Source organism: Streptomyces luteolus (assembly GCF_029968015.1).
Taxonomy (GTDB): Bacteria; Actinomycetota; Actinomycetes; order Streptomycetales; family Streptomycetaceae; genus Streptomyces; species Streptomyces luteolus.
In genome coordinates, this window is record NZ_JASCIS010000068.1 from 1 (window position 1) to 22,122 (window position 22,122).

The window sequence follows — 22,122 nt, forward strand, 5'->3', positions numbered from 1 at the left end:
CCCTTGGTTGAGACAGAGAAGACAGCTATTCGGGCGTCCCCGTCGTCTCCTGCGAGGCCAGTTCGCTCCGCCTAACGGGCAGAGTAGGGAAATGAGCCACTTGAGGGCCGTCCCCTGCCCCACTCTCATCGTCCCCTGGGACATCACACCCGTCCCCCATGAGCCCGCAGCCGCCCCCTGACAGCCTTCCGTCGGGGGCGGCTGATGTCTCTGCGAGCCTTACACGGCCCTCGTGATCGTGTAGTTCCGTCCATTCTTCTTGCTCGTCGGGGCCACGATGTTGATGCCCCTGGATCGCAACGCGGGGGCTGTCTCTCTGAGTCGTTGGCTCAGCACTGCGGCGGTGCGTGGCCAGCGGTCCATGGCGCCCCCGACTCGGGCCGTGAGCACGTTGAGCAGCTCGGTCATGGTTCCGCTCCAGCCGCCCGCCGGGAACATCGGCGAGGCGACCCACTCCCGCAGCGCGGCGGTGACCGGCTGGCCGTCGAGGACGTCGTCAACAAGGTTGTCCTGCGCCCCGTAGTAGGTGTTCAGGCCTAGCCATCCGGTGACACGGTCGAGGGCGTGCAGCAACTCGGCGAAGTCAGCCATGCGGGGGCGGTGGGTGAGGTCTGCGGCCGCTGCTGGAAGATCGGCCCACACTGCCACGGCGAGATCGAGCAGTGCCCCGAGGATCTCTGGGTGCGCCCGCGCGTATGCGCCCCACAGAGCAGCGGACGTACGTCTGTTGGTGATGGGAGTGAGTTCGAGAGGCATCATGCGCTCGGCAAGGTCGTTGCGCAGGGCACCGACATCAATACCGGTGAGCAGTACGGGGCGCTGGTATGCCAGCACGCTCACGTCGTCGTCGCTGTACAGGGCGCGGTTCACCTGCGCATCACCGGTGACGACGCGGCACAGTGCGTCCGACAGCCAACTCGGTATACCGGAAAGGTTGTCGAGGGCCAGCGTCCATCCGGCTGCGGCAGGCACGCCGAGGTCGCGCAGGCTCTCCGGGGCCGTGCGCAAGGTGGCGCCCATCCCGTCGACCAGGCCGACCAGCATCCTGCCCGAGGTGCTCTTGCCCGTGCCCTGCTCACCGGTGAGGTACGCGATCGGGCGCGGCATCGAAGGGCGCAGGGCGGCGAGCACCCATGCGACGGCCAGGGGCAACGTGGCCTCGGTGAAGGGCAGCAGCTCGGCGAATGCCCCGATACCTGCCCGCCAGCCACCCGCAGGCCGTACGGGCAAGGGAAGTTCGCCGACCAGCTTGCTACGACGCCAGATGGGGCCCGCTTCGGTATCGGGGCAGGTGAGCGTCCAGCCGTCCGGAGCGATACGGACCGACTGGCCGTCCGGGCGGCCGAGGTCGAGCCACGTCACTGCGTGGTCGTCGGGATCAGGGGCGACCCGCGTCCAGAGCTCGGTGTCGGGGGCGTCGAGGGCGAGCGCGTCAAGGGCCCCGATGGCGTCGGAGAGTGCGCTCTGCGTGGGCGTGCGCTGCTGCTCCTTGACGTACCGCAGGGTGAGTTGCTGGCGCAGACTGCCGGTCGCGCTGTGTGCCTTGGCCCTCAGCGGCACAGCGATGGCAGGGCCGCCGTACGGCACGGCATACGGGTCACCTTTACAGCGCAGAAAGTGGAAGTTGTTTTGCCCCATGAGACGGAGCACTTCGACCTGTGGTGGGCGTCCCGATCCACGCTGCTCAGGCTTCTCGTCAGGCTCTGCCTGTCGCCCGCCAGGGATGGCGACCAGCCGGTTGGCCGCCGCTGCGGAGTCGTATGCGGGTTGTGTGGTCATGCAGCACCCCTGAGCGCGCGCGGCTGGCGCTCCCCTGCGGCGAGTCCGGACCGGATCGCGGCCTCGGCCTCGCGGTCGGGTAGCCCGGCGTGCCGTGCGGCGTCGAGCAGAGCGTCGGCGACCCGGTTGCGGTCGAGGTTCCCAGGAGCCAGGAGCGTGCCGAGGTTGAAGGCGGATCGGTTCAACGTGCCGTTGCGTGTGCCCGGTTGTGCCTCAGCCACGGCTCGCAGCTCACCGCGGATGGCGCCTGCGATGTAGCCGGAGCCCAGCGAGCGGCTGCGCCACGGCAGCGCCATACGGGGACGCTCGGGGCGTACGCGGTGCCCGGTGCGGTCGAGGTCACGCGCCAGCCACACCGGCAGCTCGGCAACGGCCCGGCACTCCCCCAGCGCGGTGTAGGTGCCGGCGCGAGTGACAGTTCCGGGAGCGACGGCGTACGAGGAACCGGCGCGCACGTCGAGCTGCCAGCCGAGCGCACCGGCGAGCGGGCGCCATTTCGTATCGGCCGGGGCACGGAACCAGTAGTGCACTCCGCCCGAAGGTGTACGGACCGTGAGGGTGGCCGGATTGAGCCCGGGGTACGGCGCTCGGCGGGCCTCAACGAGCAGGGCGAGGGTGTCGCGTCCGTCCTGGACGCTGCCCGGTACAAGGTCGTGAGGCAGTTCAACTGCGGGGAGCAACTCGGAGGGATCTGTAGGAGCTTGGCCGCTGTGGCAGTCCACATCAAGGATCACCAGTTGAGAAGGTCCGGCTGCAACACCGATTCCTGCCGCGGGTATCCGGCGCCACCAGGCAGTGATGCGATCGGGGTCGGCGGTCGCGGCAAGGACCCCATGGCAGGGGCGGCCAGCCGCGATACACGCGCATTCGTGCCCGTCGTGTTCGACATATCGGGGATTGGGGCGTCGCTTCGTGCCCGGCGAGCAGCGATCACAGCCGCGCACAGGGATCTTCGTGCCGGGGGCAAGCGGGTGCACGTGCCACCCCTGCGCGGCGGCCCATAGGGCCACTTGGCACGGGTCCGGAGCAGTGGCACGGGAGGGGGCCAAAAGCGGAATGAGTTCCGAGCTGCGGTCACGGCCGGCCGGTCCTCGGAGCTGGGTACGCTCCTTCATTGAGCGGTCTCCTACTTCGGCGGCACGGGGCGAGTCTGGTCGCTACCACCCCGTGCCGCCGCGCTGTTCATGCGGGGACGGAACTAGAGGCTTCGAGAGCCCTGTTGGGCGCCTCGGGCGAGCCCGAAGCGCGCTGTCAGCACGGCTCCTCCCCCTGGGCGGCGTGAGTGAGAGCGAGGGCCTCGAGTATCTGGGCGTAGCGCAGCGCCGGTTCACCGCGTGGGACCCGCTTGCCCTGCTCCCACCGCCACACCGTGGACGCACCCACTCCGCACAGCTCTGCTACCTCAGCCAATGAAAGCCGCGCATTCATTCGCACAAGGCGAGCCGCCCCAGTGGATGCCTTCACTCGAACCTGCACAAGACGCAGGACATCTGCACTGATCATGGCCCGACCGTAGCCCACATTTCGCCACTCCCAGAATCCAACCAATTTATGCGACGCAATCAAAGACGAAAGGCAACGACAGCCCGGGCAAGAACAGGCAAGACAGGGAAAGATTCGAAGTCGAAATTTGATTCCGCCTTTTCGTTGCTTACGATCACGGCATGAACTTCGATTCGCAGCCCGATGCCGTCTCGCCGCTCCCACAGCCTGCGCGTACGGCACGCCAGCTAGCCACTCCATGCCGTTGCTGACCGACACCCATCGACACACCCAGGTTCACCACTACCTGCTGCGATATCGCAATTCGAGCACGCACCGCCAACAACCCCACAACCAGCACCCGTCTTATCCAATTCAACGCAGGAGCCCACAGGATTGACCAAGGAAGACTGGCAAGGTCAAGCAACTGTGTCCATAGAAGATTGGATACATCAAGAGCTGGCTTCAGCCCCCACTCCGGGGCCTAGGCAGAGGCTTGCACTGTCTCATCTTTTTGGTCTTGATCCGGAGTCATAGCCGTCTACCCGTTCTCGCTTTGGGCGACCTTCCTCTCTTTACGCCACGACACCCTCAGCAAAGTGGGGTCGAATGGAGCCTTGTCGCTGACCCCCTTGGGAACCGGCATAACGACCACGGAAGTGAAAACCTGCGCGATCGCTTCGCGCTTCTCCTCCAACTCCATCTGACCCCACTTCTCTCGGCTCCACCCTCGAAGCAGATTCCTCTTCCGCTCAGCCGCGAGGTGATCCCTCTCCTCCTGCTCCAGAGCTTGGATGTTGCGGTTGAGACGCGTGATCAGGTCGTGCACGTCACTCCAGTCAGCCTGCCCCGAGGCAACCGAGTCCTTGATGTCCCGGCGCTGCCTCCGCAGAGTGGTCATCTTGTCCTTGCCGCGCCACGGGACCGTCTCCACCTTGGTGCCCGCGAAGTGCTTGTCCAAGTACGCCAACACGAGCTCTTCGAGGTACCGGTCAACTGGGTCGACCCGACGCCCGACACCCCTGCAATTGGCGTCTCCACAACGGTAGTAGTCCCCGTACTTCGCGTTCTTCCCCGACGCCTTGTTCCCCGACAGCTTCGAGTAGCAGACCTCTTCGAAGTCATTGACACGACCACATCGAAGCGTCCCGGAGAACAGGTAACCCCGCGTGCGCAACTCGTCTTCAGGATGCGGCACTTCCGCATCACGCCGCATCCCCCGGTGCAGCCGGTTCGCCTTGACGCCGGTCATGATGCTCTTCCACGTCTCGTACCCAACGCCGTCCGTCTCCTCGGTGGCGTGATCCCAGTCGCCGATCACCGGATCGCCGGACTTGCGATCTGTCACGACTTCACCGTTGAGGACACGGCCACCCCACCACGCGGGGTTGGTGACCAGCGCCTTGACTCCCTGCTCTGTCCACCGGCCGCCGCGTGCCGTCAGAACCTCCCTCTTATTGATCTCCCCCGTAATGGCACGCCATGACCTACCGGCGTAGCGGGCTTTGATCATGTCGATCAAGTGGGGCCATTCATTTGCGCTCTTGTGCTTGTTCCCCAGCCGGTAGGGGTCCTTGCACGCCCCGAGCCAGCCGAAGCGGCGGGGCCCGCCATAGGTCTTGCCTTCCTCTGCCCTGTCAGCAGCGTTCCGCACAGTCCGCTTACGGATCTTCCTTACCTCAGCCTCCCCGGTCCCCGAGGTGACCAGACCCGCAATGATCGTGCCATCGTCGTTGACGAGATCCAGAAGGGTCTTGTCCTCGATGAAAACCCCATCGCCGGCACCATCACTGACCATGACAAGCGCGTCCTGGAAGGCGATGAAGTCGCGAGGCAAGCGGTAAACCCGTTCCCGCTCGACGGTTACGCAGCCCCTGACCGGCACACCGGTCTCCTCCTCCCTGCCATGCGTAATGTCACGGCACATCTGCAGGAAAGCGGGGCGCTTCACCTCACGCTTAGCAGCAGTGAGGTTGTTGTCCTCATAGTGCAGGACCACTACGCAACCATGCTGCTCAGCGTTCCTGGCGTTGTTCTTGTGCTGACGCCCAACACCGATTCCATCGCCCTTCAGGCGGTCGGCGGAGATACGGGCGTACGAGACCAGAGGGGTTCGCCCGTTGAGCCAGGCCTCGACGGTGCCGCCCTGGACCAGGTGAGCCTGGAGAGCGGGGGCAACGTAGCTGCGAGAGAACGTCTTGGATGGCCGCGCCGGGTTCCGTGTATCGATCACGCATCGAGCCTACATGCCCCGTGACCAGCGATGATACGGTGACTGGTCCCACCCCAAGGGCAAGCTGAAGGCCGGCGAGGATGCCCTGGCGGCGGCGTTGCGCGAGGTGTGGGAGGAGACGGGCCACCCCTGCGCCCTCGGCCCGCGCCTGCCCACCGCCCATTACGTCGTACGGGGCCGCACCAAGCAGGTCCACTACTGGGCGGCGGAGGCGGGTGCGGGGTACTTCACGCCGAACTCCGAGGTGGACGCGATCACGTGGCTCTCCCCGACCGAGGCCCGCGCCCGCCTTACGCAGGTACGGGACCGGGAACTGGTGGACGCGTTCCTGGCTGCGGTGCGGGTGGGCTGACCGGGCGTTTTCTTCCCCACCCCGCCCCTTCCCGAAATCCTGCGGAGCCTCGGGGGCTCCGCCCCCGCACCCCCGCTCCTCAAACGCCGGAGGGGCTGTCTTGCAGGGGCGCGGGGAACTGCGCGAGCAACCACGACGGCGCGCAAGCCGAACGACGGGCAAGGAAAGCCCGTCCGGCGTTTGAGGACGAGCGCGGAGCGCGATGGAGCCCCTCCGGCGAGGAGCGGGGGGCCGGGGGCGGAGCCCCCTGGGGGTGCCGTACGACCAGCCGCACGACCACGCCGTACGACCACAGCACACGTAACCCCGCCGTGACCTAACCGCACCGCCCTCCGAGGTTCACCCCCCGTTCACTCTCGACCTTCGGCCGCTTCACCTGTCCTGCCTAATTTCGGACTTGCGCGACGCGTGGCGCGGTGATCAGAGCCGCCCCGCAGAGGCACATGAACGAAACGACTTCGCACGCCGTCCCACCTCCGGCGGCTCCTGGAAGGAACTCCCGAAAGTGAAGCTTCAGCGCAAGAACCGGCGGGCCCTCACCCTCGGTGCTCTCGCCGTCTCCGGCGCCCTGGCCCTCACGGCGTGCGGCACCGACGAGACCGGAAGCACCGGCACCGGCGGCAAGCAGACCAACGCCGCCAACATCAAGTGCGACGACGCCAAGGGCCAGCTCGCGGCCTCCGGCTCGTCCGCGCAGAAGAACGCCATCGACGCCTGGACCAAGGCCTACTCCCAGGCCTGCAAGGGCGTCCAGGTCCAGTACAACCCGACCGGTTCAGGCGCGGGCATCACCGCGTTCCTGCAGGGCCAGACGGCCTTCGCGGGCTCGGACTCGCCGCTGGAGCCGGGCGAGATCGAGAAGTCGAAGAAGATCTGCAAGGGCGGCCAGGCGATCGACCTGCCGATGGTCGGCGGCCCGATCGCCGTCGGCTACAACGTCCCCGGCGTGGACAACCTCGTCCTGGACGCGAAGACCCTGGCGGACATCTTCAACGACAAGATCAAGACCTGGGACGACCCGGCGATCAAGAAGCTGAACCCGGACGCCAAGCTCCCGAACACCAAGGTCCAGGCCTTCCACCGCTCGGACGAGTCCGGCACCACGGACAACTTCACCAAGTACCTCAAGGGCGCCGCCCCCGACGCCTGGCCGCACGAGCCCGGCAAGACCTGGGAGGCCAAGGGCGGCCAGTCCGCCAGCGGCTCCTCCGGCGTCTCCAGCCAGGTCAAGCAGGTGCCCGGCGCCATCTCCTACTTCGAGCTCTCCTACGGCGACGGCATCAAGACCGTCGACCTGAAGACCGACGCCAAGGAGCCGGTGGAGGCCACCGTCGACAACGCCTCCAAGGCGATCGCCGAGGCCAAGGTCACCGGCAAGGGCAAGGACCTCGCCCTGGAGCTGAACTACAAGCCGCAGGCCGAGGGCGCGTACCCGATCACCCTGGTCACGTACGAGATCGTCTGCGACAAGGGCAACAAGGCGGAGACCCTCGCCACCACCAAGTCCTTCCTCAACTACATCTCCAGCGAGGACGGCCAGAAGGTCCTGAAGGACAACGACTACGCGCCGATCCCCGACGAGATCATCACCAAGGTCCGCGAGACCGTCGCAGGCCTGAGCTGACCCGAGTGCGGCCCGGCTCGCAGTGACGAGCCGGGCCGCACCGTCCGGTGCACCGCCGCCAGGAGCCCGCGTACGGCCACCCCGTACCAAGGCTCCGCAGACCGGAGAACCTCATGGATATAGCTACGCAGACTGAAACAGCCCCACCCCCACCCCCCGTCACCACCGAGCAGAAGCGCGCCTCCCGCGGCGCGACCCGTCCGGGCGACCGGATCTTCCTGGGCCTCTCCCGTGGCTCGGGCATCCTGCTCCTCGTGATCATGGCCGCCATCGCGGCCTTCCTGACCTACCGGGCAGGGCTCGCGCTCGCGGACAACACGGGGAACTTCCTGACCACCTTCGAGTGGGACGCCAACGCGATCCCGCCGAAGTTCGGCATCGCGGTCCTCGCCTTCGGCACCGTCGTGAGCTCGATCATCGCCCTGGTGATCGCCGTTCCGGTCGCCGTCGGGATCGCGCTGTTCATCTCGCACTACGCGCCCCGCAAGCTGGCCGCCCCGATCGCGTACGTGATCGACCTGCTCGCCGCGGTGCCCTCGATCGTCTACGGCCTGTGGGGCGCCCTCGTCGTCGCGCCCAACCTCACCGGCCTGTACAGCTGGCTCGACTCGGTCCTCGGCTGGACCGGGATCTTCTCCTACCAGGGCGGCGCCCCGCGCTCCCTGATGACCGTGGGCATCCTGCTCGCGATCATGATCCTGCCGATCATCACCAACGTCAGCCGCGAGGTCTTCCTCCAGGCGCCGAAGATGCACGAGGAGGCCGCCCTGGCCCTCGGCGCGACCCGCTGGGAAGTCATCCGGATGTCGGTGATCCCCTTCGGCCGCTCCGGCATCATCAGCGCCTCGATGCTGGGCCTCGGCCGCGCCCTCGGCGAGACCATCGCCGTCGCCACGGTGCTGTCCCCGAACTTCCTGATCGGCGCCTCGCTGCTCGACCCGGGCGGCGGCACGTTCGCGCAGAACATCGCCAGCAAGTTCAACGAGGCCAGTGAGTACGGACGGGACGCGCTCATCGCCTCCGGTCTGGTCCTGTTCCTCATCACCCTGCTGGTCAACGGCGCGGCCCGCATGATCATCGCCCGCCGCAAGGAGTACTCGGGGGCCAACGCATGAGCACCACAGCACCCACCGCCCAGGCCGTCACGCCCGACACCCTGCGCGCACCCCGCCTGCCCCGCTGGGCCTCCCCGCTGGTCGCACTCGGCTCGGCCGCGGCCGCCGTGGGCGTCGGCCTCGGCACCGGCCTGCACAGCCGCGTCCAGTGGGGCCTGATCGCCGCGCTCCTCTTCGTGGTCGCGTCGTACGTCCTCGCCACCGTGGTGGAGGGCAAGCGGCAGGCCAAGGACCGCTTCGCCACCTCGATGGTGTGGATGACGTTCCTGCTCGCCGTGATCCCGCTCGCCTCCCTGATCTGGGAGACCGTGGAGCGCGGCAGCAAGGTCTTCAGCCCCTACTTCCTCTCCCACTCCATGGGCGTCGTCGCCGACCGGGAGGTGGGCGGCGGCATCAACCACGCCATCATCGGTACGCTCCAGCAGGTCGCCCTGGCCTCCCTGATCGCCGTGCCGATCGGCCTGCTGACCGCGATCTACCTGGTCGAGTACGGTCGCGGCAAGCTCGCGAAGGCCGTCACCTTCTTCGTCGACGTCATGACGGGCATCCCGTCGATCGTCGCGGGTCTGTTCGTCCTCAGCTTCTGGATCCTGATCCTGGGCTTCGACTTCTCCGGCTGGGCCGGCGCCATGGCGCTGTCCATCCTGATGATGCCGGTGGTCGTCCGCTCCACCGAGGAGATGCTCAAGCTCGTCCCGAACGAGCTGCGCGAGGCCTCACTCGCCCTCGGCGTACCGAAGTGGCGCACGATCCTCAAGGTGGTCCTGCCCACCGCGATCGGCGGCATCACGACCGGCGTCATGCTGGCCGTCGCCCGTATCGCCGGTGAGACCGCCCCGGTGCTGCTCCTGGTGTGGGTGAACCCGTTCATCAACACCAACCCGTTCGACGGCGCCCAGGGCTCGCTTCCGCTGTACATCTACCAGCAGTACGCGGCCGGCTCCGAGGCCTCGTACGACCGCGCCTGGGCAGCGGCGCTCGCCCTCATCGGCTTCATCATGATCCTCAACCTCGTGGCCCGCGGCATCGCCCGCTGGAAGGCCCCGAAGACGGGCCGCTGACGCGGCTTCTCAGCGACAAGCGACCCTCTCGAAAGTAGTGATCCCCATGGCCAAGCGAATCGACGTAAGCGGTCTCACCGCCTACTACGGATCCCACAAGGCGATCGAAGACATCTCGATGACCGTCGAGCCCCGCTCGGTGACGGCCTTCATCGGCCCCTCCGGCTGCGGCAAGTCGACGTTCCTGCGCACCCTCAACCGCATGCACGAGGTCACCCCCGGCGGCCGCGTCGAGGGCAAGGTGCTCCTGGACGGCGACGACCTGTACGCCTCCGGCATCGACCCGGTGAACGTCCGCCGCACCGTCGGCATGGTCTTCCAGCGCCCGAACCCCTTCCCCACCATGTCGATCTTCGACAACGTGGCGGCGGGCCTGCGGCTCAACGGCTCGTACAAGAAGGCCGAGCTGGCCGAGATCGTGGAGAAGTCCCTCAAGGGCGCCAACCTCTGGAACGAGGTCAAGGACCGCCTCAACAAGCCCGGTTCGGGCCTTTCCGGCGGTCAGCAGCAGCGGCTCTGCATCGCCCGCGCCATCGCGGTCGAGCCCCAGGTGCTGCTCATGGACGAGCCCTGCTCGGCGCTCGACCCGATCTCGACCCTCGCGATCGAGGACCTGATCGGCGAGCTGAAGGAGCGCTTCACGATCGTCATCGTGACGCACAACATGCAGCAGGCCGCCCGTGTCTCCGACCGCACGGCGTTCTTCAACCTGGCGGCCGTCGGCCAGCCCGGCAAGCTGGTCGAGATCGACGAGACGGAGCGGATCTTCTCCAACCCGTCCGTCCAGGCGACCGAGGACTACATCTCGGGGCGCTTCGGCTGAGCCTTCCCCTCGACTGCTGTGCGGTGCTGCATGGCGGTGCCACCGCACAGCAAGGGCCCGCACCCCCTCGGGGGTGCGGGCCCATTTCGCGTACGGAACCTGCGGTTGACGGAACCTGCGGTTACAGGAGCGCCAGGTTCACAATCCAGAAGCTGAGCGCGGCGACAAGGGCCGCCGCCGGCATCGTGATGAACCAGCCGAGGATGATGTTCTTGGCGACCCCCCAGCGGACAGCGTTGACCCGCTTCGTCGCACCGACGCCCATGATCGCGGAGGTGATCACGTGGGTGGTGGAGATCGGCGCGTGGAACATGAACGCGGTCGTGAACATGATCCCCGCGCCCGTGGTCTCCGCCGCGAACCCCTGCGGCGGGTCCAGCTCGATGATCTTCCGCCCGAGCGTCCGCATGATGCGCCAGCCACCCGCGTACGTACCGGCGGAGAGCATCACGGCACAGGCGATCTTGACCCACACCGGGATCGGCGCGTCGGCGCTCTGCACATCGGAGATGACCAGGGCCATCACCACGATGCCCATCGTCTTCTGGGCGTCCTGCAGACCGTGGCCGAGGGCCATGCCGGCCGCCGAGACGGTCTGCGCGATCCGGAATCCGCGCTTGGCCTTGTGCGGGTTGGACTTGCGGAACATCCACATGATCGCGCACATCACCAGGTAACCGGCGACGAGGCCGACCAACGGGGAGAGGAACATCGGGATGACGATCTTGTCGACCACCCCGGACCAGATGACGCCGATGCCGCCCGCGAGCGCCGCGCCGACCATGCCGCCGAAGAGCGCGTGCGACGAGGAGGAGGGCAGTCCGAAGTACCAGGTGATGAGGTTCCACACGATCGCGCCGATGAGGGCGGCGAAGAGGATCCACATGCCCTTGTCGCCGTGCGGGGTCTCGATGATCCCCTCACTGACGGTCTTGGCGACGCCGCTGCCCAGAAAGGCGCCGGCGAGGTTCATCACCGCGGCCATCGCCAGCGCCGCACGCGGCGTCAGCGCACGCGTGGAGACGGAGGTCGCGATGGCGTTCGCGGAGTCGTGAAAGCCGTTGGTGTACGTGAATCCGAGCGCGACGCCGATGGTCACGATCAAAGCGAAGGTGTCCATGGAGGGGTCAGGACTCCTTGACCGCGATGGTCTCCACGGTGTTGGCGACGTGCTCGAACGCGTCGGCCGCCTCCTCCAGTACGTCCACGATCTGCTTCAGCTTCAGCACCTCCATGGCGTCGTACTTGCCGTTGAAGAGGTGCGCGAGCAGCTTGCGGTGGATCTGGTCGGCCTGGTTCTCCAGGCGGTTGACCTCGATCCAGTACTCCGTGAGGTTCTCCATGGTCCGCAGGTGCGGCATGGCCTCGGCGGTCAGCTCGGCGGCGCGGGCGAGCACCTCGATCTGCTGCTCGACGCCCTTGGGGAGCTCCTCGACCTGGTAGAGGACGACGAGGTCGACGGCCTCCTCCATGAAGTCCATGATGTCGTCGAGGGACGAGGCGAGGTTGTAGATGTCCTCGCGGTCGAACGGCGTGATGAACGAGGAGTTCAGCTGGTGGAAGATCGCGTGCGTCGCGTCGTCTCCGGCGTGCTCCGCGGCCCGCATCCGCTCTGCGATCTCGGCCCGGGCGGAGGTGTCCGCCCCGAGCAGTTCCATGAGGAGCTTGGAGCCCGTGACGATGTTGTCCGCGGACGCGGAGAACATGTCGTAGAAGCTCGTCTCCCTCGGGGTCAGACGAAAGCGCACGTGGGGTCCTCGGGGTGCTCTGGATTCGGTCAGGCTGATGCTAGGCGCATCATCCGGCCACGGCTAACCGGCCGTCCTCCAGTGTCGCCCATCGGGAAGAGTCCTCCGCACGGGCCCCGGCGGGGACCCGAAATATCCGGTACCATATACCCACCAGGGGTATATGGGCCCTTATGGGACAAGAGCTCCACAACGGCCTTCACGACGGCAGGACCACCAGGAGGACGCGATGACGACCACCGAGGCCGGCGCGGCGGCGAGCACGGCACCCTCCGCCGACGCGGAGACCCAGCTCACCGACCACGACCGCGGTGTGCACGGCTACCACAAGCAGAAGGACGAGCACCTCAAACGACTGCGCCGCATCGAGGGCCAGATCCGCGGCCTGCAGCGCATGGTCGACGAGGACGTCTACTGCATCGACATACTTACCCAGGTCTCCGCCAGTACAAAGGCCCTCCAGTCCTTCGCCCTCCAGCTCCTTGAGGAGCACCTGCGCCACTGCGTCGCGGACGCGGCCGTCAAGGGCGGCGAGGAGATCGACGCGAAGGTCGAGGAGGCGACGAAGGCCATCGCCCGGCTGCTGCGCACATGACGTTCACGGGCGGCCGCGCGGCTCCTCCGCCTCGTCCACCCTCAGCACCTCGTCGATCCGGTCCGCGCTGAGCCGCTCCTCGTCCGCCATGGACGCGGCGATGATCAACTCGCCGCACAGCTCGATCTCGGCGAGGGCGACGTGATCGTGAACCGCCGTCCTGGCCGTCTTGCCGATCGTCGGAGCCACGCGCATCACCTCTTCCTGGCCGTCACCGACTTCCCAGAGTAGGGAGCGGCCTACGCGACGCGCATGGCACGGACGGGCTATTTGCGACGTGAACTCGCCCCCCGGTTCGGGCACTTTCGGGGCGCGCGAGACGTTACGAGCCGGCGATCTTCCCGGCGAAGATGTCCTCGGCGGCGGGCAGTTCGGCCTTCACGGCGGTGCCGAAGTCGGAGAGCAGCGTCGTCGAGGCGACCATCACGTCCCCGCCCTGCGCCTGCGCCCCCTCCGCCTGTCCGCCGTCGGCGCGTACGTCGTCGGCGCGTACGTCGTCGGCGCGTACGTCGTCGGCGCGTACGTCGTTGGCGAAGCTGAACCGGTGCCGGATCTTCCGCAGCCGCCCCTGCTCGTCGAGGTACGCGTCGAACGGCACCGTGTCCTCGGAGAACCCTTTCGCCGCCGCGCGCAGCACCTTCCGGTTGGCGCCGGAGGCCCGCTCGGCCGCCCGCCCGATCTCGGTCGTACCGCGGTAGTGCCGCACGGGCACGCCCGCGAGCCGGGTCTCCCCCACGTACGAGACGGCGCTCGCGCCGAGCAGCAGCTCGGCGGCGGCCAGCGGGTCGGTGGCGCCGCCGGTGACGAGGTTGCCGTCGGCGAGGCCCGCGGTGTCGATGCGCACCCACTTGTCGGCGGGCACGCCCGCGCCGCGGTTCTTCATGTAGAGGGCGCCGGGGGCGAGGAGCTCGGTGATCGGGCGGTGCTCGTCGACGCCGGCCGGGTCCTGGGGCAGCATCACCTTGAGGCGGCCGAGCGGCTTCTCGAAGTCGTACGCGCCCTCGCCGCGGATGGTGACGCGGGTGCCGCCGCTGGCCATCTCCATCGACGTACGCGTCTTGGCGCTGCCCGCGGAGCGCAGGGCCTCGACCGCGCGGTGCACGGTGTCCACCGGGTCGGCGGCCCGCTGGTCCTCGGCCGCGGCACCGCCGCCGGAACACCCCGTCGTGACCAACACCAGGGAAGCCAGGGCCCCGCCCGCCGCGGCGGTGACGGCAGAGCCGCCTCCGCGCCTGTGCTGCTGCACCACCATCGCCTGCCTACCCCCAACACTGGGCCGTCCCACGGCCCCCCTTCTCGTTCCGCCTAACGACGGCTGCCGCAACCCGTCACGCACCACGGCCGCAACCCGTCACGCACCACCGCCGCGAGCCGTCACGCACCACCGCCGCGAGCCGTCACGCGCCACCGCCGCAAGCCGCCCCGCCCGTGCCGAGGCCACCGCGGTCCGATCCGGGTGTTCACCTCGGCCCGCTACGGTGGCCGGGTGCCAGCGCAACAGGACCCGGCCGAGGACGCCGAACACCGCACCGCCACCGTCGAACAGGGCCGCTTCTGCGCGGCGCGGTGCAGTTGCGGCTGGCGCGGACCGGCGAGACGGGCCCGGTCCAAGGCGCGTACGGACGCCGAGGAGCACTCGGCCCACCCCTGAGCGCCCCCTGCCCGGCCGGTGGAACCCGGCCGCCCCGGCCCTCGTCTCGTCCTGCGGGAGGCGAGGCGACATGGACCGCAGGACGGGCACCACGAGCACCAGGGGCACCACGAGCACCACGAGCGCCGCGAGCGCCACGAACGCCAGGGACATCGGGCGGCGCGGGGTCATCACGGCAGGCGCGGCCCTCGCGTTGGGCGCGGGCGCGAGCGCGTGCAGCACCGGCGCGGGCGGCAACAGCGCAGCGCCCAGCGGCCCGGCGGGCACCACCACCAGCATGGCCACGGCCACGGGCGCGGCCTCGAAGCGCCCGACCGGCCCGGCCTGGACCGCGTTCGCCAAGGGCCTCGACGGCGAACTCGTCCGCCCCGGCGACACCGACTGGCCCTCGGCCCGCCAGCTCTACAACACCCGCTTCGACGCCCTGAAGCCCGCCGCGGTCGCCTATGCCGCGCACGAGGACGACATACGTACCGCCCTGGAGTTCGCGCGGAAGAGCGGGACGCCGATATCCATACGCAACGGCGGCCATTCGTACGCGGGTTGGTCCTCGGGGGACGGGCGGCTGATCCTCGACGTGTCCCGGTTGAAGTCGGTGCGCGCCTCCGCGGGTTCGGCGACCGTCGGCGCGGGCGCCAAACTCATCGACGTCTACCGGCCGTTGGCCGCGAAGGGCGTGACCGTGCCCGCGGGCTCCTGCCCCTCCGTCGGCGTCTCCGGACTCACCCTCGGCGGCGGTCACGGCGTCACCTCCCGGGCGTACGGCCTCACCTGCGACAGCCTCACCCGGGCCACCGTCATCACCGCGGACGGCCGCCGCCTGGTCTGCACCGCCGATGGGACCGACGAAAACGCAGAGCTGTTCTGGGCGTTGCGCGGCGCGGGCAACGGCAACTTCGGCGTCGTCACCGAGCTGGAGTTCCGTACGCATCCGGCGCCGCAGGGCGTCACCGGATATCTGACCTGGCCCTGGCGGAAGGCGACCGCCCTGCTCAAGGCCTGGCAGGAGTGGGGCCCCGACCAGCCCGACGAGATCTGGTCGTCCCTGCACCTGGCCGCCGCGCCGGGCGGCGGCCCGACGATCTCGCTCGCGGTGTTCTCGATGGGCACGTACGGCGAGCTGCAGAACGCCGTCGACCGCCTCGCCGACGGCCCCGGCGGTCCCGGCTCCGCCTCCAACGTCTCCCTGAAGCGGCGCTCGTACCTCGACGCGATGGAGGTGTACGCGGGCTGCGCGGGTTTCGGTGACGACGCGCTGTGCCATCTGCCGGGCTCCACCCCGGGCCGGGACACGGCGGGCGCGCTCGGCCGCGAGACCTACGCGGCACGCTCCGACTTCTACTCCCGCGCGCTCTCCGACGCCGGTGTCCGGGCCCTGCTCACCCGGGTCGAGAAGGTCGCGGGCGGCCCCGGCAGCGTGGCCCTGACCGCGCTCGGCGGCGCCGTCAACCGGGTCGACCCGACGGCGACGGCCTTCGTGCACCGACGCGAGCGGATGCTCGCCCAGTACGTCGGCGCCTGGCGGGCGGGCACCTCGGGCACCGCTTCCCGCGCCTGGCTCGACGGCACCCACGCGGCGATGCGTCCGTACGCGTCCGGCGCGGCGTACCAGAACTACACGGACCCGTCCCTGAAGGACTGGCGCACCGCGTACTACGGCCCGGCCGCCGGGCGCCTGAAGAAGCTGAAGGAGCGCTACGACCCGGAGCGGCTCTTCTCGTTCCCTCAGGCCCTCTGACCGCAGGGCCTCCGACCACAGGACCGGCTTCTTCCCCTCCGCAACCCGAGAAGGCCGTCCGAGCGCGGGCACCGCCCGGACGGCCCTCTCCGGCTGGCCGGGATCGCGTGGCGGGGTTGCCCTGAAGTTCCATCCCGGGCGGACTCGAAGGTCCGCCCGGACCGACTCAGGGCAGGAACCCATGACCGGTAAGACACCACCCCGAATAGCCGTCCTCGGCACGCTCGCCTCCGCGGCCCTCCTCCTGGCCGTCGCCGCTCCCCCGGCCCTGGCGGTCGAACAGCGCACCGTCCCGTACGCCGCCGAGGCGGAGCACCCCGAGGCGGGGCCGCTGGCGCTCGGCTCCGCCGCGGTCGCGGTCGGGGCGGGCGTGTTCGGGATCGCGCTGCTGCGCAGACGCCGCGCGGAGCGGGCCGACAGCTCCGAGGACGGCCGCAGCTGAAGCCGCGCGGCGGGACACGAAGGGCGGAGCGGTGTCCGCGTACCGCGGTCCGCGCGCTGTTCGGCGCCTCCGCCCTGTGTGCCCTGGCCGCGCTGCTGCTGCATCAGTTCCCGTGGCTCGACGTGTCGGTGCGCACGGCGGTCTCGGCGTCGTTGGCGGATCTGACCGGCGCCGCCGCCGTCCGGCAGGGGACCGCACCGACGCCGTACCGCCTGCGCGCGCCCACGGTCGGGGTGGACGCGGAGGTGCTGCCGCTAGGGCCCGTCTCCCCGATCTTTGCGGATCAGGCCGCGGCGGCATGGGGGTGCCCCCTGCTCGAGCGGAGTCGAGAGCTTGGGGGAGCGTGCTCTCGGCGTGCGCCCGGATCGCCCTCGTACTGGACGTACTTGGGTGATTCGGGCGTGCGGCGAGTGGGGGTCCCCCCGGCCGGAGGCTGGGGGAGCGTGCCAGGCGTCGCGGACCCGCAAAGATCGGGGAGACGGGACCTAGGCCCCGAGGCGGGCGGGGCGTTCGCGGTGCCCGGGGCCGAGAACGCCCGGAAGGCCGCCCGGCTCGCCCCGGGTGACCGGGTGGAGACGAGCAGCGGGGACGGCCGGTGGACGCGGTTCCGGGTGACGTCCGTGCACCAGTACCGGACTCCGCAGTTCCGGGCACGGAAGGTCTACGAGCCCGCGGAGGACACGCAGTTGCGCCTGATCATCTGCACCGGCCCGCCGGACGACGACGGCCGCTGCACCTGGAACCTCGTGATCAGCGCCGTACGGGAGAGACCTGGCGGCGGCTAACGGTCTCGGGAGAAATTCAGCCCGTCCCGGGGGCACCTCCCAGGAAGAACCCTTACGCCGCGAGGTCGTTCTCGTCCGAGTCCGCCGAGGGTTCCGTGCGCGGGCCCGGCAGGCCGACCGCGTCCGCCACGACAGGACCGCGGCCCCGCGCCCGTACGAGCCAACTCGCCCTCGGCGCACGGGAGACCGCCTTGGTGAGCGGGGTCAGCAGGGCCATCGCGAGCGGGGCGAGGAGCAGGGTGACGGCGGTGCCGAGCGCGAAGCCGCCGATGACGTCCGTCGGGTAGTGCACGCCCATGTAGACCCGGCAGACCCCTTCGAGCAGCGCGAGCCCGATGCCGATCAGGCCGAGCCCCCGGTGCGCGACGAACAGGCCGACGCCGAGCGCCATCGCCAGCGTGGCGTGGTCGCTGACGAACGAGAAGTCGGTCTTGCCGTCGGCGAGGAGCTGGAGCCCGTCGTGGTCGAGGAACGGACGACGCCGCTCCACGAAGCCCCGGATCGGTACGTTGACGAGCACCGCGAGGCCCGCGGCGAGCGGGGCCCAGACGAGGGCGGCGACGGAGGTCTCGGCGTCCGGACCGCGCCGCACCGTGCGCCAGCACCAGAGGACGAGCAGGACCAGGGCGAGCAGCAGTCCGTACTCCCCGACGAAGCCGACCAACCGGTCGGCCCAGGCGGGGGCGTCCTTGGCGACGCCGTTGAGTTCGTAGAGCAGGCCCACGTCGGGGTTCGACCCTGAGGTCCCTGGTCCAGCCTCTGGTCCAGCCATGGTGCCGTGACCCCTTGTCCTAGTGCCGACGGGCGCGCTCCTTGCGCGTGCCCTGCTCAACCCCCGTGCCTCAGAGCTGGTCAGTGCTGCTGCGGTACTGCTGTCCTGCTGTCCTGTTCAAGGGAACGACCGGTTCCCCCGTCTACGTTCCACGGTCCACCGAAAGATCACCCAGACGTTATCGAAGAGTGACGCGTACGCGACGCCCGGAGCCGCGCTTCGACGCAAGGATCAAGCCACCCGGTGCGGCTACCCCGCGGCGAGCGCCTTCGCGCCGTCCTCGGTGACCCGGGTCGCCCCGAAGTAGTCCGGGGTGTCGATCGGGGTGAAGCGGATCACGGCACCGGTCCGGGGCGCGTCGATCATGTACCCGCCGCCGACGTAGATCCCCACGTGCCGGATGGCCCGGGAATTGGTCAGGTCGTCCGAGAAGAACACGAGGTCACCGGGGAGCAGCTCCTCCCGCTTGGGGTGCGGCCCGGCGTTGTACTGGTCGTTGGCCACGCGCGGCAGCTCCACGCCCACCGATGCGTACGCGGCCTTCGTCAGCCCCGAGCAGTCGAACCGCCCTCCGTCCTCGGGCGTGCCGTCCCCGCCCCACAGATAGGGCTCGCCGAGGTGCTCCTGGGCGAACGAGATCGCCGCGGCGGCCTGCCGCGAGGGATCGACACGGCCCACGGGCCGGGCGAAGCTCTTCGACAGATCGGTGATCGTCTTCACGTAGTTCTGCGTCTCGCTGTACGGCGGCACGCCTCCGTACTTGATCACCGCGTACGCCCCCGCGTTGTACGCGGCGAGCATGTTGTGCGTCGGATCGCCGGGGGCGTCCTTCACGTATCCGGCCAATTTGCAGTCGTACGACGCGGCGGACGGAATCGCGTCCGCCGGGTCCCACACGTCTCTGTCGCCGTCCTTGTCCCCGTCGACACCGTGCGCGGCCCAGGTGCCGGGGATGAACTGCGCTATGCCCTGCGCGGCCGCGTGGCTCTGCGCCTTCGGGTTCCAGCCGCTCTCCTGGTACAACTGCGCGGCAAGGAGCGCCGGGTTGATGGCCGGGCAGAGGTTGCCCCACTTCTGCACCAGCGACTGGTACGCGGCCGGCACCGCCCCCTTGGCGAGGCCCACGGCTCCCTTGCCCGCGCCGCCGGCGAGGCTGCCCGCGGCCATGTACGTACCGACGACGAGCAGTCCGAGGAACGCGGTGAGTCCGGCGACGACGGCACTCCCGACCAGCACTGCCTTACGCACCGTCAACCGCCCCTCACGCCTTGGGAGTACGTCTCGGCCAGTCTAGAGCGCCGACGCCGGGTGGAAGGAGTTATCCACAGGCCAGGACGGACGGCCGGAAACCGCCGAGCGGGCGCGGCGGCGTCAGCCCGGATCCGCGGGATCGTCCGCCGGCACCAGCGCCCCCCGCTCCACGAGCCGCGCCACCTCCGGAAGGGCCACCTCCGCAAGGCGGTCGGCCTGGGTGCCCTCGGTCTCGGCGATACGGGCCAGTTGCTCGCCGAGCGTGGACTCGCGGCCGGCACCGCCGAGCAGGGCGACGGCGAGCGGGGAGATCCGGTCGCTCCAGTTGAGGCCGTCCCCGGGGACCTTGAGGACCTGCTGGGTCAACTCCCAGCCCGTGCCGCCCCGCTGGTCGGCCTGCTGCCACAGGGTCAGCCCCTGGCCGGGCAGGAAGCGGGTCCGGAGCGGGTCGTGCGCGCGCAGCCAGTCCCGCCGCCCGAACCACCCGGCCACCTGCGCCCCGGTCAACTCGCCCGCCTCGGGGGACATCTCCTCCACGCGTACGACGGACTCCTGGTGCCCGGATCGGCGCACGACGACGGTGCCCACGCCGACGGCCTCCACCTTCTGCGTCTCGAACCAGCGCAGCCAGGCCTCCCGCTGGCCGAGCGCCTCCTCGCCGCCCGCGAGCTCCAGCCAGTGGTCGACGTACGGCACGACCCCGGTGACCGACCGCTGCACGATCCACGCGTCGAGTCCAGCGCCGCGCGGGATCCACCCGGCGAGCCGCTCGCGCCAGTCCTCGCCCGCGCGGTGCGCCCAGTTCGCCCGGAACTGCAGGTACCCGCCCTCGGTGAGCAGTTCCGGTGCCGCGCCCGCGAGTTCGGCGCAGAGCGCGTCACCGGGGCGCCCGGAGTCCCGGTGCACGCTGTGCACGGTGCCGGGCCCGACGGCGTACGGCGGGTTGCTCACGACGAGGTCGAAGCGGCGTCCGGCGACGGGCTGGGCCATGTCGCCCTGGAGGATCTCCCAGTCGAGCCCGTTGAGCGCGGCCGTGGTCGCGGCGAACCGGGCGGCGCGCGGCGACAGGTCGGTGGCGGTGACCTTGTCGGCCTGCGCGCTCAGGTGCAGGGCCTGCACGCCGCCGCCGGTGCCGAGGTCGAGCGCGGACTCGACGTGGTGCGGGAGCGTGGCCCGGCGCAGCAGCGAGGCGTCGAGGCCGATGGGCACGACGGCCTCGGCCCGCCGGTCCTGCGGCGCGGGCCGCAGGAACCGCGGGAAGTCGGAGATCGCCCACCATTTCTCGTACGGATGGAGATGCACGGCGGCGCGCACGGCGCCCTCGCCCGCGGACTCGAGGAGGGGCACGACCGCGGGCTCCGCGCGGTCGAGCGGGACCGTGCGCCCGCACATGAAGAGCTGGATGAGGACGGCCAGGGGGTCGTCCTCGCCGAGCAGTTGCAGGGTGAGCGTCGGGTCGTAGCGGTTGAGGCCCTGTGCGGCCTCGATCCCGACGCGCGTGACGATCGCATCGCGCGTGTAGCCGTGCGACGTCAACACGTCCCGCAGGGCGGTGACGGCGGAGGGGGCGATCAGGGGCTGCGTGGTCATCATGGTCCGGTTGTCGGCTCGTGTACGCGGAGACTGAACCCTTAGGCCATTGGGTTACCGCCAATGGGCGAACCGGATGAAATCGCCTTGCGGGCCCGCGCGTTGGTGCACATCCGCCCGGTGACCTGGTAACGCGCCCGCGAAGGATCTTGCGGAACGGCGTCCATTCCGTACGCGGCCCCGAACTGTCCACACCCTGTGGACAACTGAGGCCGAGTGAACCGCGGAGGCGACGAACCATTTCGTACCCGTTCAAAAGGGAAGAACAGCACGTCTCGCATGTTCCAGCGGACCCTCTCCCATATGCGCGCAGCACTTGCACGCACCCCGCACGAGCCGCCGCAAAGAACCGGCCAATCCCCCCGGGCCCCAGCCCCGACCAGCGCATACGCGCCGTGACGGGCACCGCCCGTTCATTGCCCGGCGTCACCCCGCGTGATACACAGAGTGACCATACGCGCCTCTGTTGACCGCTCCGCACGCCCGCGCGGGGCGGTCAACTGCGCCGCGTACAGACTCCGTACGAAGTTCGCACGAAGTCCGCCGACGAATGACTCCAAGTCGACATGCGACAGCGGCATTCTCAGCGAGAATAGGCGTGACCTCTGCACACGGGCAGGGGGTGCAGAACTACCCAATAGGGGCGGTGAGTTACATGCTTCTGGCAGCCGAAAAGGGCGACATCACGACCATCATCGGCGGGATCGCTCCGGACTGGGGCCCCTTCGGAAACCTCGGCAACGAAGCACGCGTGATGATCGAGGTCGTGATGGCCATCGCCATCCTCCTCTGTCTCGGCATCGCGATCTGGGGCGCGGCCAAGCAGCGCATCGGCGCCACGGCCCTGCGCGACACCTTCAGCGCCGAACAGGGCAAGGGCCTGATCATCGCGGGCCTGACCGGAGTCTTCATCATCGGCTCCCTCGGCACGCTCTTCACGATCGTGTACGGGATGGCCGTCTGACCCAGCCACGCAGTGCCCCGGGCCCGGGCGCTCCCACCGCCCCGGCGCCCCCGCCCCTGTCTCCGACTCCCATCCGCCCGTCGTGCCCACCGGCTGAGGTTGCGTCCCCCTGATGTC

General features: G+C 69.4%; 21 protein-coding genes and 1 pseudogene. 11 read left to right on the forward strand and 11 right to left on the reverse strand.

Annotated features, from left to right (window positions below; genetic code table 11):
* Positions 1-219: 219 nt before the first annotated feature.
* From QIT00_RS36355 to QIT00_RS36365, 4 genes are all read right to left on the reverse strand, one after another.
* Positions 220-1,638 carry a hypothetical protein gene (locus tag QIT00_RS36355; RefSeq protein WP_282539782.1) on the reverse strand — a complete coding sequence of 473 codons (1,419 nt, stop codon included), beginning with the start codon at positions 1,636-1,638 and terminating at the stop codon, positions 220-222.
* A 137-nt stretch (positions 1,639-1,775) separates the two neighbouring features.
* On the reverse strand, positions 1,776-2,894 hold the full coding sequence (locus tag QIT00_RS36360; protein WP_282539783.1) for a bifunctional DNA primase/polymerase: 1,119 nt from the start codon (positions 2,892-2,894) through the stop codon (positions 1,776-1,778).
* A 136-nt stretch (positions 2,895-3,030) separates the two neighbouring features.
* On the reverse strand, positions 3,031-3,522 hold the full coding sequence (locus tag QIT00_RS39105; RefSeq protein WP_408909925.1) for a helix-turn-helix domain-containing protein: 492 nt from the start codon (positions 3,520-3,522) through the stop codon (positions 3,031-3,033).
* Between the two features lie 280 nt (positions 3,523-3,802).
* On the reverse strand, positions 3,803-5,494 hold the full coding sequence (locus tag QIT00_RS36365) for a recombinase family protein (RefSeq protein WP_282539784.1): 1,692 nt from the start codon (positions 5,492-5,494) through the stop codon (positions 3,803-3,805).
* 34 nt (positions 5,495-5,528) lie between these two features.
* Between QIT00_RS36365 and QIT00_RS36370 the strand changes: the two are divergent.
* The 5 genes and pseudogenes from QIT00_RS36370 to pstB all read left to right on the forward strand — a co-directional run.
* Positions 5,529-5,846: pseudogene (locus QIT00_RS36370) on the forward strand (NUDIX hydrolase); the annotation flags it as partial.
* A 505-nt stretch (positions 5,847-6,351) separates the two neighbouring features.
* Complete coding sequence (gene pstS, locus QIT00_RS36375) at positions 6,352-7,470, forward strand: phosphate ABC transporter substrate-binding protein PstS (protein WP_282539785.1); 1,119 nt, start codon at positions 6,352-6,354, stop codon at positions 7,468-7,470.
* Between the two features lie 113 nt (positions 7,471-7,583).
* The gene (gene pstC, locus QIT00_RS36380; RefSeq protein ID WP_282539786.1) at positions 7,584-8,585 is read left to right on the forward strand and encodes a phosphate ABC transporter permease subunit PstC; all 1,002 of its coding nucleotides are present in this window, start codon (positions 7,584-7,586) and stop codon (positions 8,583-8,585) included.
* Positions 8,582-9,646, forward strand: a complete 1,065-nt coding sequence (gene pstA, locus QIT00_RS36385) for a phosphate ABC transporter permease PstA (protein ID WP_282539787.1) — start codon at positions 8,582-8,584, stop codon at positions 9,644-9,646. Before pstC ends, pstA begins: the two co-directional genes overlap by 4 nt.
* A 46-nt stretch (positions 9,647-9,692) precedes the next feature.
* Positions 9,693-10,469: a phosphate ABC transporter ATP-binding protein PstB gene (gene pstB, locus QIT00_RS36390; RefSeq protein ID WP_282539788.1), complete on the forward strand. Its 777-nt coding sequence runs from the start codon at positions 9,693-9,695 to the stop codon at positions 10,467-10,469.
* Positions 10,470-10,590: 121 nt separating this feature from the next.
* Here pstB and QIT00_RS36395 read toward each other — a convergent pair whose 3' ends face one another.
* Complete coding sequence (locus tag QIT00_RS36395; RefSeq protein WP_282539789.1) at positions 10,591-11,589, reverse strand: inorganic phosphate transporter; 999 nt, start codon at positions 11,587-11,589, stop codon at positions 10,591-10,593.
* 7 nt (positions 11,590-11,596) lie between these two features.
* Complete coding sequence (locus QIT00_RS36400) at positions 11,597-12,217, reverse strand: DUF47 domain-containing protein (protein ID WP_282539790.1); 621 nt, start codon at positions 12,215-12,217, stop codon at positions 11,597-11,599.
* A gap of 229 nt (positions 12,218-12,446) precedes the next feature.
* Here QIT00_RS36400 and QIT00_RS36405 point away from each other — a divergent pair, with 229 nt between their 5' ends.
* Complete coding sequence (locus QIT00_RS36405) at positions 12,447-12,812, forward strand: metal-sensitive transcriptional regulator (RefSeq protein ID WP_282539791.1); 366 nt, start codon at positions 12,447-12,449, stop codon at positions 12,810-12,812.
* A gap of 3 nt (positions 12,813-12,815) precedes the next feature.
* Here QIT00_RS36405 and QIT00_RS36410 read toward each other — a convergent pair whose 3' ends face one another.
* The gene (locus tag QIT00_RS36410; protein WP_282539792.1) at positions 12,816-13,007 is read right to left on the reverse strand and encodes a hypothetical protein; all 192 of its coding nucleotides are present in this window, start codon (positions 13,005-13,007) and stop codon (positions 12,816-12,818) included.
* 127 nt (positions 13,008-13,134) lie between these two features.
* Positions 13,135-14,064, reverse strand: a complete 930-nt coding sequence (locus QIT00_RS36415; protein ID WP_282539793.1) for a hypothetical protein — start codon at positions 14,062-14,064, stop codon at positions 13,135-13,137.
* Positions 14,065-14,298: 234 nt separating this feature from the next.
* On the opposite strand from QIT00_RS36415, the gene QIT00_RS36420 reads away from it, so the two are divergent.
* The 4 genes from QIT00_RS36420 to QIT00_RS36435 all read left to right on the forward strand — a co-directional run bounded on the left by QIT00_RS36420 (position 14,299) and on the right by QIT00_RS36435 (position 17,428).
* Positions 14,299-14,463 (forward strand): hypothetical protein, encoded by a 165-nt coding sequence (locus tag QIT00_RS36420; RefSeq protein WP_282539794.1) that lies wholly within the window; start codon positions 14,299-14,301, stop codon positions 14,461-14,463.
* 151 nt (positions 14,464-14,614) lie between these two features.
* A complete protein-coding gene (locus QIT00_RS36425; RefSeq protein WP_408909926.1) occupies positions 14,615-16,201 on the forward strand; it encodes an FAD-binding oxidoreductase in 1,587 nt (528 codons plus the stop codon).
* 181 nt (positions 16,202-16,382) lie between these two features.
* Entirely contained in the window at positions 16,383-16,643 is a 261-nt protein-coding gene (locus QIT00_RS36430; protein ID WP_282539796.1) for a hypothetical protein, read from the forward strand.
* Between the two features lie 443 nt (positions 16,644-17,086).
* Positions 17,087-17,428, forward strand: coding sequence for a class F sortase (locus QIT00_RS36435; protein ID WP_282539797.1), 342 nt, complete (start codon positions 17,087-17,089; stop codon positions 17,426-17,428).
* Positions 17,429-17,480: 52 nt separating this feature from the next.
* On the opposite strand, the gene QIT00_RS36440 is transcribed toward QIT00_RS36435, so the two are convergent.
* The 3 genes from QIT00_RS36440 to QIT00_RS36450 all read right to left on the reverse strand — a co-directional run bounded on the left by QIT00_RS36440 (position 17,481) and on the right by QIT00_RS36450 (position 21,044).
* Positions 17,481-18,200, reverse strand: coding sequence for a phosphatase PAP2 family protein (locus tag QIT00_RS36440; protein ID WP_282539798.1), 720 nt, complete (start codon positions 18,198-18,200; stop codon positions 17,481-17,483).
* 249 nt (positions 18,201-18,449) lie between these two features.
* On the reverse strand, positions 18,450-19,448 hold the full coding sequence (locus QIT00_RS36445; RefSeq protein WP_282539799.1) for a C40 family peptidase: 999 nt from the start codon (positions 19,446-19,448) through the stop codon (positions 18,450-18,452).
* A 123-nt stretch (positions 19,449-19,571) separates the two neighbouring features.
* Positions 19,572-21,044 (reverse strand): DUF7782 domain-containing protein, encoded by a 1,473-nt coding sequence (locus QIT00_RS36450; RefSeq protein ID WP_282539800.1) that lies wholly within the window; start codon positions 21,042-21,044, stop codon positions 19,572-19,574.
* Positions 21,045-21,696: 652 nt separating this feature from the next.
* Here QIT00_RS36450 and QIT00_RS36455 point away from each other — a divergent pair.
* Positions 21,697-22,005, forward strand: a complete 309-nt coding sequence (locus QIT00_RS36455; protein WP_282539801.1) for a hypothetical protein — start codon at positions 21,697-21,699, stop codon at positions 22,003-22,005.
* Positions 22,006-22,122 lie beyond the last annotated feature (117 nt).